This is a genomic window from Pseudomonas sp. 06C 126, from assembly GCF_001855215.1.
In the GTDB taxonomy this organism is placed as follows: domain Bacteria; phylum Pseudomonadota; class Gammaproteobacteria; order Pseudomonadales; family Pseudomonadaceae; genus Aquipseudomonas; species Aquipseudomonas proteolytica.
In genome coordinates this window covers 68813-84646 of sequence record NZ_MIFU01000086.1, presented here as the reverse complement: position 1 = coordinate 84646, position 15834 = coordinate 68813, and the positions used below count along the sequence as shown (strand labels likewise).

Genomic DNA, 15834 nt, shown 5'->3' with positions numbered 1-15834 from the left:
CAAGCCAGCTCCTACATTGGTTTGGGGTGTCAGTTGACCTTCAGCACCAACTTGCCGAAGTTCTCGCCGTTGAACAGCTTCATCAACGTCTCCGGGAACGTCTCCAGGCCCTCGACAATATCCTCCTTGCTCTTGAGCTTGCCTTGGGCCATCCAGCCGGCCATTTCCTGCCCGGCGGCGGCAAAGTTCGCCGCATGATCCATCACCACAAACCCTTCCATGCGCGCCCGATTGACCAGCAGTGACAGGTAGTTGGCGGGGCCCTTCACGGCTTCCTTATTGTTGTACTGGCTGATGGCTCCGCAAATCACCACCCGCGCCTTCAACGCCAGGCGGCTGAGCACGGCGTCGAGGATGTCGCCGCCAACGTTATCGAAATAGACGTCCACGCCTTTTGGGCATTCGCGCTTGAGGGCGGCCGGCACGTCTTCGTGCTTGTAGTCGATGGCCGCGTCGAACCCCAGTTCATCCAGCAAAAACTTGCACTTGTCGGCGCCGCCGGCAATCCCCACCACGTGGCAACCCTTGATCTTGGCGATCTGCCCGGCAATGCTGCCCACGGCACCGGCGGCCCCGGAAATCACTACGGTATCGCCGGCCTTGGGCGCGCCGGTGTCGAGCAGCGCGAAGTAGGCGGTCATGCCGGTCATGCCCAGCGCAGACAGATAGCGCGGCAGGGGCGCCAGTTTCGGGTCGACCTTGTAGAACCCACGCGGCTCGCCGAGGAAGTAATCCTGCACGCCCAAGGCACCGTTGACGTAATCGCCGACGGCGAATTTCGGATTGTTCGAGGCAATGACCTGGCCTACGCCCAATGCGCGCATGACTTCACCAATGCCCACCGGCGGGATGTAGGACTTGCCTTCATTCATCCAGCCACGCATGGCCGGGTCGAGGGACAGGTATTCGTTGCGCACCAGCACCTGGCCATCCGCCAGGTTGCCCACCGGTACTTCCTGATAGGTAAAGGTGTCCCGCGTGGCCGCGCCGACCGGGCGTTTGGCAAGCAGGAATTGGCGGTTGGTCTGGGCAGTCATGGCAAGGACTCTGGGTAAATGAGCCTCAAGTGATAGACCTTCCAGGCGCCGGGAGCAAGTTCGGCTGATCGCTGCGAATGCCCGTCGATAGGCTGGCTTGATAGTGGGCACGGCAGGCTTATCACTGCTACGCATGGGGGCTCAACTGGCCTTCTGATAGTGCTGACGCGCGGTGCCGGGCCCTGGCTATGCTGGGCCCACGGGCATTCATCCAAGGATATAAGCAATGAGCATGACGTTTTCCGGCCAGGTTGCCCTGGTCACCGGTGCCGCCAACGGTATTGGCCGCGCCACGGCCGTGGCATTCGCCGCAGAAGGCTTGAAAGTTGTGGTCGCCGACCTCGATGTAGCGGGCGGCGAGGGCACGGTCGCGTTGATCCGCGAGGCAGGCGGCGAGGCGCTGTTCGTGCGCTGTAATGTGACCCTGGAGGCTGATGTGCAACAACTAATGCAGCAGGTACTGCACAGCTATGGCCGCCTGGACTACGCGTTCAACAATGCCGGCATCGAGATTGAACAGGGCAAGCTGGCTGATGGCACCCTGGATGAGTTCGACGCCATCATGGGCGTCAACGTCAAGGGCGTGTGGTTGTGCATGAAGTATCAGTTGCCGTTGCTGCTGGCTCAGGGCGGTGGGGCCATCGTCAATACCGCGTCGGTTGCAGGGTTGGGCGCTGCGCCGAAGATGAGTATTTATGCCGCATCCAAGCATGCGGTGATTGGCCTGACCAAGTCGGCGGCCATCGAGTATGCGAAAAAGAAAATCCGCGTCAACGCGGTGTGCCCGGCAGTGATCGACACCGATATGTTCCGCCGCGCCTATGAAGCCGATCCGCGCAAGGCCGAGTTTGCCGCCGCCATGCATCCGGTCGGGCGCATTGGCACCGTCGAGGAAATCGCCAGTGCAGTGCTGTATCTGTGCAGCGATGGCGCCGCGTTCACCACGGGGCATGCATTGGCGGTGGACGGTGGTGCCACGGCTATCTAGGACCTGCGGCGGCGTACCGCTGAGAAAGTGATTTTAAGGGCTGTGGGGCGTTTCCGTAGGTGGCAAGATGCCCTCGGTCATTGTGTTTCACTAGGTAAATAATCCAATAAAATCAATAATTTAATAAATTTATGAACAGGGCGACCCTGACCTTCTGTGCTTAACTGTTTTGAGTTAAATGCCAAACAGTTGAAGGGGGTGGCTCATGGATTTAGGGATCAATCGGCAGGCCCCGGTACCGGTGGTTCAGCAAATTGTCAGCGCCATTGCCGCATGGATTCGGGAGAGTGGGGTCAGCCCCGGGACGCGCCTGCCTTCCATCCGGCAACTGGCCCATGACAACCTGCTCAGTCAATCCAGTGTGATCGAGGCCCTTGAGCGAATGGTGGCCGAAGGGGTGCTGGCCTCAAGGGCCGGCTCGGGGTTTGTGATCGCCGCGCAACCGGTTGCCAGCACTCCCCTGGGGGAATACCAGTGGTATGAAGGGGCGGAGCGCCGGTGGGGGGCCTTTACCGATAACCAGTTGGGTGAGTTGAAGCTGGGGTGTGGCTGGCTTCCGGATGCCTGGCGTGAAAGCGATGACATCAGTTACGCCATCCGCGAAATCAGCCGTACCGACACCGCTGGCGTCTTCAGTTACAGCACCCCTCTCGGGCTGCCGGCGTTGCGCGAACAATTGCACAAGCGCCTGACGCAGATCCAGGTGAGCACCACTGCCGAGCGGATCCTCACCACCCACGGCGCCAGCCATGCGCAGGACTTGTTGATACGCACCTTGCTCAAGGCTGGCGATATGGTGGTGGTTGAAACCCCTGGCTACGGCAACCTTTATCGTCAGTTGGCTTTCCACGGTGTCACGATGCTGGAGGTTCCCAGGGCCCGCAGTGGCCCGGACATCCAGGCCCTGGAAGCGCTGCTGGTGACCCACCGTCCAAAGTGCCTGTTCATCCATAGCCTTTACCACAACCCGACCGGCACCAGCCTTTCGCTGGCGGTGGCCGAACGTCTGTTGCATCTGGCCCATAGCCGGGACTTCCTGATTGTCGAGGAAGATGTCTATGGCGACCTGCAACACGCCTCGTGTGTCCGGCTGGCGGCGCTACCCCATGATGATCGGGTGATTTACGTCTCGAGTTTTTCCAAGACCCTGAGCAGCGCGCTACGGGTGGGCTATCTCACGGGCAGTACCGCGCTCATCACTCGTTTGCTCAAGCTCAAGACCCTGACTGGTATCGGCACCTCCCGCTTCGCTGAGGCGGTGGTGGCGAGCCTGTTGGCCAACGGCACCTACCGCAAATGGCTGCAACGCCTGCGCAGGCGGTTGAGCGCGGAGATGGCCAAGACCCTGCAGGTGCTGGAGGACGAAGAGTGGGAGGTCTTTGCGGTGCCCGCGGGCGGCATGTTTGTTTGGGCCCGCCCGCAGGCGGGGGGCGCGGCAATGTTGCACGCGAGGGCCAGACGGCTGGGGGTCTTGCTGTCTTCCGGGGAGTTGTTCAGCCCTACCGGCGAGCACGCGGATTGGCTGCGGATCAATGTGGCCTATGCCGGCGATCATCGAGCGTTGGCGTTGTTCAAGGCCATGGGGCCTGCGGGATCGACCTCTACCATCCTGAAAACGACGGGCGTGTAGCTTTTTGCCATTATTGTGGCGCCAACGTCTTGTGTTGCGGGGCCCGGGGTTGCGAATCTCGTCCCATGGAAACCCGGCATGCTGGCATTCGCCACGCCAAGAGGACTTTGCGCAATGATTTCGGCCGTGCAACGACGATTTGCCAACCTTGGGCTGGCGAGGAAGCTGGGGCTGGGGTTTGCCCTGGTATTGCTGTTGACTGCACTGGTGGCGGCGATTGGTGTGTGGTCCCTGCAAAGTGTTGGCCAGCGTTTTGTGGGGCTCAAGGGCATGTCCTCGCTCAATCAGGGGCTGCTGAATGTGCGCTTGATCGAGCAGGAGTATGCGCTGCGCACCGATACCAAGTCGGTCGAGGCCCTGCATGAACGGGTTGACAGCCTGGTAGCCGAAGCCCTGGCACTCGACATGACCGAGGTCGAGCAGGCCCTGGGCGCCTATCGCAAGGCGTTTGACGAGTTTGTCGAGCTGACCCAGGCCAAGGACCTGGCGCTGGAAATGGCCAGTTGGTCGGTGTCCAGTGTCGCCAACAACCTTGATGTATTGCAGTCCGGCCTGGCCGACGACGGGGCTTATGGCCTCAAGGAAAGCCAGGGCAAGGAGGGGGCTGAGTTTATCGAGCAGGCCGGGCAGGTGGGGCAGGTTTCGCGCCTGATGTTGCAGGCCATGAATGAAGCGCGGGTGCGCCTGGATCAAAGCCGCAAGGGTGATGAGGACAGTGCCGGGCAAGGCCGTATAGAACAGGCCGATCAGGCCCTGGCCCAGGCTGAACAACTCAAGACCCTGGTCAAGGACCCCGGCTATCAGACCGTACTCAGCGAAGTGGTCGGGCATATTGGCGCCTTTAGCGAAAAACTCACCGAATACACCGACCTGCTCGCCCAGGAGAAGATCGTCTACCAGCAATTGCATGAGCGGGCGGCGCAGGTGGTTTCGCAGGTCAACCGGGCCTATGCCGAGCAGGACCAGTCGATGCAGGCGCAGTTGGCCGAAAGTAGCTTGCTGATCATTGTTTCCTCGGCCCTGGCCTTGTTGGTCGGAGTGATTGCTGCGTGGCTGATTACCCGCTTGATCGTGATGCCGCTGCGCAGTGTGATCGCCGTGGCCCGGCAGATCGCCGCCGGGGATCTCAGCGGGCGCATGGACGTGAGCCGACAGGATGAAATGGGCCAGTTGATGCAGGCGATGCAGCAGATGGGCAGCGGCCTGAGTAGCATGGTCAGCGGGTTGCAAGCGGGGATTGAGCAATTGGCCAGCTCGGCCCAGTCGCTGTCCAGCGTGACCGAGCAGACCAATATCGAAGTCAGTAGCCAGAAAGAAGAAACCGAGCAGGTCGCCACCGCCATGAACCAGATGGCCGCCACGGTGCACGATGTGGCACGCAATGCCGAGCAGGCCGCGCAAGCGGCGCAGACCGCCGACGACAAGGTCGACAGTGGTCAGCAGGTGGTGCGCCAGAGCCTGCAGCGTATCGAGTTGCTGGCCAGTTCCGCGACATCCGCCAGTACCAGCATCGAGAGCCTGAGCGCGGAAATCCAGAACATCGGCAGCGTCTTGGAGGTGATCAAAAGCGTCGCCGAGCAAACCAACCTGCTGGCGCTCAACGCCGCCATCGAGGCGGCACGCGCTGGCGAGCAAGGGCGCGGCTTTGCGGTGGTTGCCGATGAAGTGCGGGCGCTGGCCAGGCGCACCCAGCAATCGACAGAGGAAATCGAACGCCTGGTAAGTACCTTGCGCAGTGCCGCGCAGTCTTCAGTGCGTGATATCCAGCACAGCGGTGAACTGGTGAAGCTGGCCGTCAGCGATGCCCTGGAAACCGAAAGCGCCTTGGGCAGCATTGCCGCAGCGGTCTCGCTGATCCAACAAATGAACCAGCAGATCGCGGCCGCGGCCGAACAGCAGAGCTCGGTGGCCGAAGAGATCAATCGCAGCGTCACCAGCATTCGCGCCAGTGCCGATCAATCGGCGCTGAGCATGCAGGGCAACGCCGCCTCGAGTATCGAGTTGGCGCAACTGGGGGCGGAGCTCAAGGGCATGGTGGGGCATTTTCGGCTGTAATCTGAATTAGCCGCGCTGGGGGCTGTTGTGGTGAGAGGGCTAGCCTTCTCGCCACAACAGCCTTGTCGCCTCAGGCGTGATTGGCCAGAAAGGTGAGCAGCGCTTCGTTGACGAAATCAGGGTTTTCCCGGCTGGAAATATGCCCAGCGTCCGGGATCAATACCAGGTCGCAACCGATCAGGTCAGCCATTTCCTGTGCTTCTGCAGGTGGGCGTGGCTGGTCATCGGTGCCACACATTACCAATGTCGTATTGGGGTCCAGGCGGGATAAACCTTCCAGTGCATCGTCACGACCGAAGATCAGGCGGCCCAGGGGTACGATGCTGTGTAGCAGGCGGTCCCGGGGCAGGGCACGCAGGGACTGGCGGAAGTCCTGATACAGCGCAGATTCGGGGTCGATACCGGGGCGGAAGAAGATCGGTACGATGATATCCAGTAGTGCATCAGAGATAGCCCCCGTGGCCTCAATCGCGCTGAGCAGTGCGAAGTATTTTTCGCGGGTAGCCTCAGGCTCTGCGCCCAGGTAGGTGTCCATCAGCACCAGGCTATTGACCCGCTCGGGCGCCAGCAACGCCAGCGGCGCGCCCCACATGCCGCCGACTGACAAGCCCACCAGGTTGACCTTGGCAACGCCCAGGTGGTCCAGCAATGCCAGGGTCTGGCGCGCCAGGTCGTCCAGGCTGTGGGTCTGTGCTGGCATTGGGCCGGACTCTCCGTGGCCCCATAGCTCTGGCACGATCACTCGGTACTGTTGCGACAGCGCGGCAATCTGCGGGGCCCACATCTGCTGGTCCCACAGGTAGCTATGGCCGAGCAGGACAGCCGGGCCAGAGCCTTGGTCCACGTAGTGCAAGGGTTGGTCATCAATGATGGCGACAGGCATGGCGGGCCTCCTTGGTCAAGCGCATGAAGGGCACTTTTGTACGCGAATTATAGAGGAGGGGATAGCCGCAGGATGATGGCACCGAGTGCAGGAAATGCACCCGGCGACTCAGTACAGGAGGGGATCAATCGTAGATGACTTTCTTTTTCCATTCGGCATCCGCGTCATCGGCTTTCAAGCCTGAGGTCAGTTCATTGACTTCTTCTGCGGTCTGCTGGCTGTTGGTCAGCACCATGGAGTTGGCGCGTGCCAATTGTTTTTCCAGGAGTTGCAAGTGCTGGCTGTAGGTGGCCGGCTCGGGCTGCTTGCGCAGGTATTGCACGCCGCGCTCGAAGGCCAGGCGTGCCTGGCCGGGCTGCGCCTGTTGCAATGCGTGTTGGCCCAGATTGTTGAAGAACTCGATATGCAGCAGCACCAGCAGGTGACGGATCTCACGGATCCAGTGCTTGGCCTCATTGGTGGGCAGAAAACCGTCCTGGGCGGCGCGGGTGACCTGGCCGTGCAGGGCTTCGAGCAGGAAGCGCACATCCTTGGCTTTGGCTTCGGTCTGGATCGGCCCCGGGGGGTTGTTCACCGGGATCGATTCGCCCTGGCCCACGAGGGCTTCCAGCTCGGCAATACGTGCCTTGATGGTTGCGCTGGATTTGTTGAGGTGGAGCATGCGTTGGTTGACGTTCAGTTCCAGGCGGGTCAGCAGCAGCTTGAGCTGCGGCGTCATCAGTTGGCCGGGGAACGTCTCGGTGATCTCGCCACAGCGGCGCAGCCGATCGTTGAGCTCTATCTGGGCCCGGGCTTTTTCCAGTTTGTTGTTTTCCACCACATGGTTCATGTAGCCAATGGCGATCAGTATTACGATCCCGGCTATTACCAGCAGGGTGATCATGAGTGGTGTCACCGGTGTGACCTCTTTATAGGATGTGCGTTGAAGTGTAGTGATTGGCGCATGCGGCGGATAGGACTCTTCGACGAGATGAGTCAGTGCTTTCACCTGTATATGTAGGTATCGTCTGTATAGATGCACATTGCCATCATTTGCCGGGCAGGACTATAACGCCTTGTCGGGCGCCAGAATATAGGCGCCAAAGCCTGGACGGCGAGAAACCCCGGCAGTGCCTGTAAAGCATGGCGAAGTCATTGATTTAAATAAATTTATCCTTGGGGGTTGACGACCTTTCAATCCATCCATAGAATGCGCGCCACTTACAGCGTAAAGCACACAGCGAAACGCGGTAGGGAGTGAATGTTGTACGTGTGTCCCCTTCGTCTAGTGGCCTAGGACACCGCCCTTTCACGGCGGTAACAGGGGTTCGAGTCCCCTAGGGGACGCCATTGCGGGAATAGCTCAGTTGGTAGAGCACGACCTTGCCAAGGTCGGGGTCGCGAGTTCGAGTCTCGTTTCCCGCTCCATTTTTAAACAGTGTGGCTTTCGGGCGGCACTGAGTGAAACCAGGACCAAGTCTTCGGACAAGGCCTCTGGGCACTGGAATACACACCATGTGTTTCAGTTAGCGTGTCCCCTTCGTCTAGTGGCCTAGGACACCGCCCTTTCACGGCGGTAACAGGGGTTCGAGTCCCCTAGGGGACGCCATTTGCGGGAATAGCTCAGTTGGTAGAGCACGACCTTGCCAAGGTCGGGGTCGCGAGTTCGAGTCTCGTTTCCCGCTCCATATTCAACAAAAACGCCGATCAGAAATGATCGGCGTTTTTGTTTGTCCGGGATTTAAGCTCGCAGTCAATGGACCCGCCGCAAGGGCGGGTCCAGGCCTTGGCTCAGAGTTTCGGCAACTGCCCGATACGTCCCATCATTTCGGTGACGATCTGCAGGTCCAGCAGGAACTGCTCGGTGGTCTTGAACTCGTTGTCGGTGTGCCCGGTGTACTTGGCGTCCGGCCGGGCCAGGCCGAATTGCACGCCATTGGGCAGATCATGCACGGACGTTGCGCCAGCGGAGGTGCCGAACTTGGATTCCATGCCCAGGTTTTCCGTGGCCACGGCCAGCAGTGCCTTGACCCATTCACCTTCGGGGTTGCGATACATCGGTGCGGCCACCGAGTAATCAAAGGTCGGCGAAATATGGGTCTTGTTACTCCAGGCGCTAAGCTTGTCGGCGATCTCTTTCTTGAGCGTTTCCGGGGATTTGCCTTTTGGTACCCGCAGGTTGACCGCCAGCTTGAAGGCCTTGTCATCCATGCCGACAAACGTCAGGGATGTGGTCAACGGCCCCATGAACGCGTCGGAAAAGCCCACGCCCAATTTGCCACCCAGGTAATCCAGGCCCCAGTTATCGGCGGCGTAGCGCGCAGCGTCGGTGATCTCGTTGTGCTTGAGTGCAACCTTGCCGTCCAGGCTGTTGATAAAGACCAGCATCCGCGCCACTGGGTTGATACCGGATTCGGGCTCGGAAGAGTGGGCTGACACCCCGGTAACGGTGAGCTTGACGTCTTTGCCATCAACCTTGGCATCCACCGTGAAATCGCCACCATTGGCCTTGGCAAATGCAGTGCCGGCCTGTTGCAGCCTGGCGGCCAGCTCGGCAGGTTTATCGCTGCGCAATGTGGCTACTGACGCCGAAGGAATCTGGTTGGTTGCGAGGCCGCCGGTCATGGCGATGATTTCGGCGCCCTTGCCATCGGCCTTGCGCTTGGCAAAGGTCGCCATGACCGTGCCATAACCTTTCTCGGCGATGACGACCGGGTAGCCGCCATCCAGCGCCAGGTTGTAGTTCGGCGTTGGGTTGTGTTCAAAGTAGTAGGGGATGGCGTCGCCGGTGGTTTCTTCGGTGGTGTCTACCAGCAGCTTGAAGTTGCGCGCCAGTGGCAGGTTTTCTTCCTTGATCACTTTCATGGCATACAGCGTAACCACGATACCGTTCTTGTCATCTTCGGTGCCGCGGCCATACATGCGATCGCCAATCAATGTGACCTTGAAGGGGTCGAGTCGGGTGCCGTCTTTCAACACCCAGTTTTCCGGTGTTACCGGCACCACGTCGGCGTGGGCGTGAATGCCGACCACTTCATCGCCGGCACCTTCCAGGGAGATCTCGTAGACGCGATCATCGACATTGCGAAAATTCAGGTTGAAGGACTGCGCCAGGGCCTTGATTTTTTCGGCAATCTTTTTGAATTCGGGGTTGTTGTGCTGGGCAACACCCTCAACCTGGAAGGTCGGGATGGCCACCAGTTCACGCAGGGTTTCGGTGGCGGCTGCACCGTATTTCACCCGGGCATAGAGGCCTAGCAGGCGATGGATATCGTTCTGTTGCTCGGCGGTCAGCGGCTTGTTGTCGAGAAAGGCAGTGATGGCCGGGCCGAGATTGGCGGATTTCGCCATGTCGCTTTTGCCCAGGTTGCCGAGGAACGTACGGAAGTCCTTGATCGAGGCGTCATTCAGCGTTTTGAGAATAGTCGCACTCTGTTGCGGGTTGATGCTGGCGACGGCAGACACACTGATTGAAGACAGGCTGGCGACCACCAGGGTAGCGGCGGCCAGGTGCTTGAGGGAGAAGTCCATTACTGGGGCATTCCTTTGCAGGTGGTGAGTAAGAAGTTTCCGATTTTTATGTCGGAAACATTTTCACACACTAGCACCACCCACCCGCTGGAGGGGAGCCCCCCGGCAGGGTGATGTCCTATCTCAATAAGAAAACGCCGCCCGCCACCAGCCTGTCAGTCCAGGCTGTAGCGCACCGACAGCGTGCCCTTTTTCTCCGACAGGCCGAGGATCGTGATCTGGCCTACCTGGGCGAGGGCTTGTACATGCGTGCCGCCGCAGGCGTAGGCCGGCAGGTCACCGAAACCGACTTCCCGGGTGCCGCCGTCCAGCGTCATATGGCGTGGCAGGTCGGCGCCGATCCATTGGTTGACCTGTTCCTGCAAGGCATCAGCTTGCATGTCTTGGGCCGATTCCCCACGGATAAAACTGATCTTGCCTTCACCGGGCCAGTGGTGGGCCTTGATCGGCATCCAGCCCAGGGTTTCACCGGCATTGCCGATCAAGTGCCCGGCAGAATGCAGGCGTGTATGCAGGGTGCGACGTTGGCCGTCGACCCGCGCTTGCACGGGGCCAAGTGCGACGGGCTGGTCGACGTAGTGCACGATGCGCTCTGCTTCCTGCACTACTTTCAATACGGTGCTTTGTCCCAGCCAGCCCGTGTCAAAGGGTTGACCGCCCCCCTGGGGGTGGAAAATGGTGGACTGCAGGACTACCGCAAACTGCTGCTCAACGGGCGTGCACTCCAGCACATCAACATCGGCAACCAGGTGGTCATGGGTAAAAAACAGGCGCTGGGTCATCGTCTACATCCGCATCAGGGTTCTACACAGCAGTATAAGTAGTGCGCCAATGGGTGATAATCCGCTGAAATCTCAATGGACTTGTGCGTCATGAGCATCAATCTTCCTTTGCCACTGTTGGGCGAAATGGCGATTTTCGTCAGGGTGGTAGAAACCGGCAGTTTCTCTGCAGCAGCGCGCCAACTGGGGGCTTCGCCGTCGGCGGTGAGCCGCAGCATCTCGCGCCTGGAAAAGGCCCTGGCTACCCGGCTATTGCAGCGCACCACGCGCAAGCTGCGCTTGAGCGAAGGGGGCGAAGAAGTTTTCAAGCGCTGCCAGGACATGGTCAATGCCGCGCGCTCGGTGATGGAAATCAGCGGTCAGTACACCCACGAGGCCGAAGGGCTGGTGCGTATCAGCGTGCCCAAGGCGGTGGGGCGGTTTGTGGTGCACCCGCATATGCCGGAATTCCTGCGACGTTATCCCAAGGTCGATGTGCAGTTGATCCTTGAAGATCGGCAGGTAGATTTGATTGATGACAATGTCGACCTGAGCATTCGCATCACCGATAGCCCGCCGCCGGGGTTGGTAGGGCGCCAGTTACTGCCCATCGAGCATCTGCTGTGTGCCACGCCGCAGTATCTGGCTGCCCATGGCACGCCGCTGCATCCCCATGACTTGCTGGAGCACAGTTGTATCTACCTGGGCGAAACCCCTGGGGACGCGCGCTGGAAATTCCGCCAGTCTGGCAAGACAGTGACGGTGGGCGTGCGCGGTCGCTATGCGGCCAATCACACCGGGGTGCGGTTGGATGCGGTGTTGCAGGATGTGGGGATTGGCAGCCTGCCGTATTTCACTGCTCGGCATGCCTTGGAGGAGGGGCGGTTGGTACAGGTGCTGGCGCAATGGGATTTCATTGCCTCGTACCATGGGGATGCCTGGTTGCTGCATTCACCCACGCGGTATTTGCCGCCAAAACTGCGGGTGTTTATCGATTATCTGGTGGAGTGCATGGTCAGGGAACCGACATTGCGCCGGCGGTAGGAGCGCGGTCGGAAATGTGTGCGGGCTTATGTGGGAGCGGGCAAGCCCGCTCCCACACAAGCCCGCTCTCACATTTGATATTCAGTGTGTTCGGGATCAGTGCTTGGACTGGTCGTGGGGCATGGCCAGCAGCTGTTTTTCCTGGTTCCAGTCGAACGGCTCATCGTTCTGTTCGGCTTCGAAGCGGCGTTCTTCCAGAGCCTGGTACATATCCAGTTCTTCATCGGGCATGAAGTGCAGGCAATCACCGCCGAAGAACCAGAGCAGGTCGCGCGGCACCAGATGGGCAATCTGTGGGTAGCGCAGGATGACCTGGCTCATCATGTCCTGGCCCAGGTATTGGCTTTCGATCGGGTCGATGGGCAGCATGGCCCGCAGTTCATCAAAGCGTTCCAGGAACAGAGCGTGGCTTTCCTCGGGAACCTGTTCGGCTTCGCCGACGGCAACCAGGATACTGCGCAGGTGGTCGAGCAAGACGAGATGATCGGCAACGACGTTGGACACGAGAGTAAGTCCTCAAAAGCAAAAACGGGCGCGAGAGTATATAGCTCTCGCGCCCGCTTTTATATGACCGCCGGTATCAGCGGACTCGGCCAGGTGCCTGGGCCAACTCCTCTTTGCTGAAATCATCCACGTCAATCACCTTGCGCCGCGCAGCTTCCGCGTCCCGCAGGGTTTGTGCTTCAGCCGGTTGCAGCACGCCAGCTTCCAGTGCGGCATCGATGGCGTGTTCCCCGGCCCGTGGCTTGACCTGCCCGCTCTTGAGGGCGGCGTGCAGTGTTTTTTGCAACGGATGGCTGGCACCCAGCAGGTCGTAGGCATGTTGCAGCGCGCCAACCGGATCTTCCGCCGACTGTGGACGGTAGCAGCCTGCCAGCAGCTCTTCGAGGGTCGGATCGCCCTTGGCGCGTCCAATCACCGCCGCGACTTCGGCGTCCAGCGCATCGGATGGGCCTTTGTGGCGACGACCGAACGGGAACACGATGACCCGCATCAGGCAGCCCAGCACTTTGTTGGGGAAGTTGCTGAGCAACTCATCCAGCGCGCGCTCCGACTGGCCAAGGCTTTCCTCCATGGCCCAGGCAAACAGCGGTTCCAGATGGTCCGGGGAGTCGAGGTCGTGGTAACGCTTGAGCGCCGCCGACGCCAGGTACATATGGCTGAGCACGTCGCCCAGCCGTGCCGACAGGCGTTCGCGTCGTTTCAACTCGCCACCCAGCAGCATCATGCTCAGGTCCGCAAGCAGGGCGAACGCCGCGGCCTGGCGATTGAGCGCGCGGAAGTAGCCCTGGCTCAAACGGTTGCCTGGAGCTTTTTCGAAGTGGCCCAGGCCCAGGTTCAACACCAGGGTGCTGGCGGCGTTGCTTACGGCAAAGCCGATATGCTGCATCAACAAGCCATCGAACTCCTTGAGCGCCTGGTCGCGGTCTTCACGACCGGCCAGGGCCATTTCCTTGAGCACGAACGGGTGGCAGCGGATCGCGCCCTGGCCGAAGATCATCAGATTGCGCGAAAGGATGTTCGCACCTTCCACGGTGATGAAAATCGGCGCCCCTTGCCAGCTGCGACCCAGGTAGTTGTTGGGGCCCATGATGATGCCCTTGCCGCCGTGCACATCCATGGCGTGGCTGATGCACTCGCGACCGCGCTCGGTCAGGTGGTACTTGAGGATCGCCGAGAGCACCGAGGGTTTCTCCCCCAGGTCGACGGCATTGGCGGTGAGCATCCGTGCACTGTCCATCAGCCAGGCATTACCGCCGATTCGGGCCAGGGCTTCCTGGATGCCTTCGAAGGCGGAAAGTGGCACGTTGAACTGCTCACGCACCTGGGCGTACTGGCCAGTCACCAGGCTGGTGAACTTGGCCGCACCAGTACCCACCGCCGGCAGGGAAATCGAACGGCCAACCGACAGGCAGTTCATCAGCATCATCCAGCCCTTGCCGAGCATCTCCTGGCCGCCGATCAGGAAGTCCAGGGGAATGAATACATCCTTGCCGGAGTTGGGGCCGTTCATGAAAGCGGCGCCCAGGGGCAGGTGACGGCGGCCGATTTCCACGCCAGGGGTATCGGTGGGGATCAGGGCCAGGCTGATGCCCAGGTCCTCTTCTTCTCCCAGCAGGTGATCCGGGTCATGGGCCTTGAAGGCCAGGCCGAGCAGGGTCGCGACCGGGCCCAGGGTGATATAGCGTTTTTCCCAGTTCAGGCGCAGGCCGAGGGTTTCCTTGCCTTCCCATTCGCCTTTGCAGATCACCCCGGTGTCGGGCATCGCGCCGGCATCGGAACCGGCCAGCGGGCCAGTCAGGGCAAAGCACGGGATATCATCGCCACGGGCCAGGCGTGGCAGGTAATGGTTGCGTTGTTCATCGGTGCCGTAGTGCAGCAGCAGTTCGGCGGGGCCCAGGGAGTTGGGGACCATGACGGTGGAAGCGAGGTCGCCGCTGCGGGTCGCCAGTTTCATCGCCACCTGGGAGTGGGCGTAGGCTGAAAAGCCCTTGCCGCCGTACTCCTTGGGGATGATTAGGGCGAAGAAGCCATGTTGCTTGATATGGTCCCAGGCCGCCGCCGGCAGGTCCATGGCCTGGCCGATTTCCCAGTCGGTGACCATGGCGCACAGCTCTTCGGTAGGGCCATCGATAAAGGCCTGTTCTTCTTCGGTCAACTGCACCTTGGGGTAGGCCAGCAACTTGTCCCAGTCGGGGCGACCGCTGAACAGTTCACCGTCCCACCACACGGTACCGGCGTCGATGGCGTCGCGCTCGGTCTCGGACATTGGCGGCAGTACTTTCTGGAACCAGTTGAACAGCGGTGCGGTGAAATACTGGCGGCGCAGGTCGGGCAGCAGCAGTGGCGCGGCGACTGCCGCCAGCAGGACCCAGAACACCAGCAGCAGCCAGCCCGGCGCATGGCTGAAGGCGCCCATCGCCAACAGATAGACGGCGACCACACCCAGGGCGGGCAGGGGCGCGGTACGACGGTGTGCCAGGTAGGCAATGCCGAGCACCAGAACCAGTATCCACAACAACAGCATATTCAATCCTCCGTGAAACCAGGGGCAGAAGCACCCTCAGAGCTTAGCCGGCATCCGGAAAAGCGGTGCCTGAGGGTGTTACGTGGTGTGGCGGGAAGTGCTCTCCAGTCACAGGCAGCAGGCGCCGACATTTGGCCGAATCGTCGTTATCCCTCGGTCGGGCCTGTGGTTAGACTCCAGGCTCGCCTCGGAGAAAATCCCCATGAATGCGTACTTGAGTCCCAGCCGCTTCATCGATAGTGACCACCCTGCGGTGGTGGAGTTCGCCGAAAAACACCGCGGTGTGAGCCGCGATCCCCGTGACCAGGCAGTCAGTCTGTATTACGCCGTGCGTGAAGCGGTACGCTACAACCCTTACACCTTCAGTCGCGATCCGCAAACCCTGGCGGGCAGCTACGCCCTGGCCGCCGGGCAGAGTTATTGCGTGCCCAAGGCCACCCTGCTGGCCGCCTGTGCCCGGCATTGCGGCATAGCGTCGCGTATTGGCCTGGCGGACGTGCGCAATCATTTGTCGACCCCGCGCCTGATCGAGTTGCTCAAGAGTGATGTGTTCGCCATGCACGGCTACACCGAACTGTATCTGGACGGGCGCTGGGTCAAGGCCACGCCAGCGTTCAACAGCCAACTGTGCGAATTATTCGATGTGCCGCCACTGGATTTTGACGGGATCAATGACAGTGTGTTTCACCCCTTCAACCGCCAGGGACAGCGCTCCATGGAGTACGTGGTGGACCATGGGCAATTTGCCGAGGTGCCCGAGGAGTTCTTCTTTTCCCACCTGGAGAAATGTTACCCACACCTGTTTGGCGAGCAGTCGCCGAAAGTGTTAGGCGATATGCAGAGTGATTTGAGTCGCGGCTGAACCGGCGTATGCTGCTGCGGCATTCATCCACTGGGA

The 15834-nt window shown here is 60.5% G+C and carries 12 protein-coding genes, 4 tRNA genes and 1 pseudogene; 10 read left to right on the top strand and 7 right to left on the bottom strand.

All coding sequences use genetic code 11. From position 1 onward, the window contains the following. Positions 1–29 precede the first annotated feature (29 nt). The gene (locus BHC62_RS14660) at positions 30–1037 is read right to left on the bottom strand and encodes an NADP-dependent oxidoreductase (RefSeq protein ID WP_070995384.1); all 1008 of its coding nucleotides are present in this window, start codon (positions 1035–1037) and stop codon (positions 30–32) included. A gap of 226 nt (positions 1038–1263) precedes the next feature. Here BHC62_RS14660 and BHC62_RS14655 point away from each other — a divergent pair, with 226 nt between their 5' ends. The 4 genes and pseudogenes from BHC62_RS14655 (at position 1264) to BHC62_RS29340 (ending at position 5710) form a co-directional block, all read left to right on the top strand. Beyond that, on the top strand, positions 1264–2025 hold the full coding sequence (locus BHC62_RS14655; RefSeq protein ID WP_029292747.1) for an SDR family oxidoreductase: 762 nt from the start codon (positions 1264–1266) through the stop codon (positions 2023–2025). A gap of 205 nt (positions 2026–2230) precedes the next feature. Continuing rightward, positions 2231–3655, top strand: a complete 1425-nt coding sequence (locus BHC62_RS14650; RefSeq protein ID WP_070995383.1) for a PLP-dependent aminotransferase family protein — start codon at positions 2231–2233, stop codon at positions 3653–3655. 78 nt (positions 3656–3733) lie between these two features. Beyond that, positions 3734–4798: pseudogene (locus tag BHC62_RS29345) on the top strand (methyl-accepting chemotaxis protein); the annotation flags it as partial. Continuing rightward, positions 4793–5710 (top strand): methyl-accepting chemotaxis protein, encoded by a 918-nt coding sequence (locus BHC62_RS29340; RefSeq protein WP_371128920.1) that lies wholly within the window; start codon positions 4793–4795, stop codon positions 5708–5710. The pseudogene BHC62_RS29345 and the gene BHC62_RS29340, both read left to right, overlap by 6 nt. A gap of 70 nt (positions 5711–5780) precedes the next feature. Here the strand turns inward: BHC62_RS29340 and BHC62_RS14640 are convergent, their stop codons facing one another. Together BHC62_RS14640 and BHC62_RS14635 are read right to left on the bottom strand one after the other, a co-directional pair. After that, complete coding sequence (locus BHC62_RS14640) at positions 5781–6593, bottom strand: alpha/beta fold hydrolase (RefSeq protein ID WP_070995381.1); 813 nt, start codon at positions 6591–6593, stop codon at positions 5781–5783. Between the two features lie 124 nt (positions 6594–6717). Further along, the gene (locus BHC62_RS14635; protein WP_029292756.1) at positions 6718–7488 is read right to left on the bottom strand and encodes a hypothetical protein; all 771 of its coding nucleotides are present in this window, start codon (positions 7486–7488) and stop codon (positions 6718–6720) included. A 358-nt stretch (positions 7489–7846) separates the two neighbouring features. On the opposite strand from BHC62_RS14635, the gene BHC62_RS14630 reads away from it, so the two are divergent. From BHC62_RS14630 to BHC62_RS14615, 4 genes are all read left to right on the top strand, one after another. Beyond that, positions 7847–7922, top strand: a tRNA-Glu gene (locus BHC62_RS14630). 2 nt (positions 7923–7924) lie between these two features. After that, positions 7925–8000 (top strand) — tRNA-Gly (locus BHC62_RS14625). Positions 8001–8105: 105 nt separating this feature from the next. Beyond that, positions 8106–8181 (top strand) — tRNA-Glu (locus BHC62_RS14620). A 3-nt stretch (positions 8182–8184) separates the two neighbouring features. Next, a tRNA-Gly gene (locus BHC62_RS14615) sits at positions 8185–8260 on the top strand. Positions 8261–8363: 103 nt separating this feature from the next. Here BHC62_RS14615 and BHC62_RS14610 read toward each other — a convergent pair. Both BHC62_RS14610 and BHC62_RS14605 read right to left on the bottom strand, forming a co-directional pair. Then, positions 8364–10103 (bottom strand): dipeptidase, encoded by a 1740-nt coding sequence (locus BHC62_RS14610; RefSeq protein ID WP_070995380.1) that lies wholly within the window; start codon positions 10101–10103, stop codon positions 8364–8366. Between the two features lie 155 nt (positions 10104–10258). Further along, the gene (locus tag BHC62_RS14605; protein WP_070995379.1) at positions 10259–10885 is read right to left on the bottom strand and encodes a hypothetical protein; all 627 of its coding nucleotides are present in this window, start codon (positions 10883–10885) and stop codon (positions 10259–10261) included. Positions 10886–10975: 90 nt separating this feature from the next. Here BHC62_RS14605 and BHC62_RS14600 point away from each other — a divergent pair, with 90 nt between their 5' ends. Next, on the top strand, positions 10976–11908 hold the full coding sequence (locus BHC62_RS14600) for a LysR family transcriptional regulator (protein WP_070995378.1): 933 nt from the start codon (positions 10976–10978) through the stop codon (positions 11906–11908). Positions 11909–12004: 96 nt separating this feature from the next. Here BHC62_RS14600 and BHC62_RS14595 read toward each other — a convergent pair whose 3' ends face one another. Next, positions 12005–12412 (bottom strand): PA2817 family protein, encoded by a 408-nt coding sequence (locus BHC62_RS14595; protein WP_029292764.1) that lies wholly within the window; start codon positions 12410–12412, stop codon positions 12005–12007. A gap of 76 nt (positions 12413–12488) precedes the next feature. Further along, the gene (locus tag BHC62_RS14590; protein WP_029292766.1) at positions 12489–14936 is read right to left on the bottom strand and encodes an acyl-CoA dehydrogenase; all 2448 of its coding nucleotides are present in this window, start codon (positions 14934–14936) and stop codon (positions 12489–12491) included. A gap of 202 nt (positions 14937–15138) precedes the next feature. Between BHC62_RS14590 and BHC62_RS14585 the strand changes: the two genes are divergently transcribed. Further along, entirely contained in the window at positions 15139–15798 is a 660-nt protein-coding gene (locus BHC62_RS14585) for a transglutaminase family protein (protein ID WP_029292768.1), read from the top strand. The last annotated feature ends 36 nt before the right edge of the window (positions 15799–15834 follow it).

Excerpts from the sequence above, each read along its gene's own strand:
- BHC62_RS14655 (WP_029292747.1), top strand. The coding sequence starts at position 1,264 with ATGAGCATGACGTTTTCCGGCCAGGTTGCCCTGGTCACCGGTGCCGCC.
- BHC62_RS14640 (WP_070995381.1), bottom strand. The coding sequence starts at position 6,593 with ATGCCTGTCGCCATCATTGATGACCAACCCTTGCACTACGTGGACCAA.
- BHC62_RS14660 (WP_070995384.1), bottom strand. The coding sequence starts at position 1,037 with ATGACTGCCCAGACCAACCGCCAATTCCTGCTTGCCAAACGCCCGGTC.
- BHC62_RS14605 (WP_070995379.1), bottom strand. The coding sequence starts at position 10,885 with ATGACCCAGCGCCTGTTTTTTACCCATGACCACCTGGTTGCCGATGTT.
- BHC62_RS14585 (WP_029292768.1), top strand. The coding sequence starts at position 15,139 with ATGAATGCGTACTTGAGTCCCAGCCGCTTCATCGATAGTGACCACCCT.
- BHC62_RS29340 (WP_371128920.1), top strand. The coding sequence starts at position 4,793 with ATGGACGTGAGCCGACAGGATGAAATGGGCCAGTTGATGCAGGCGATG.
- BHC62_RS14600 (WP_070995378.1), top strand. The coding sequence starts at position 10,976 with ATGAGCATCAATCTTCCTTTGCCACTGTTGGGCGAAATGGCGATTTTC.
- BHC62_RS14610 (WP_070995380.1), bottom strand. The coding sequence starts at position 10,103 with ATGGACTTCTCCCTCAAGCACCTGGCCGCCGCTACCCTGGTGGTCGCC.
- BHC62_RS14590 (WP_029292766.1), bottom strand. The coding sequence starts at position 14,936 with ATGCTGTTGTTGTGGATACTGGTTCTGGTGCTCGGCATTGCCTACCTG.
- BHC62_RS14650 (WP_070995383.1), top strand. The coding sequence starts at position 2,231 with ATGGATTTAGGGATCAATCGGCAGGCCCCGGTACCGGTGGTTCAGCAA.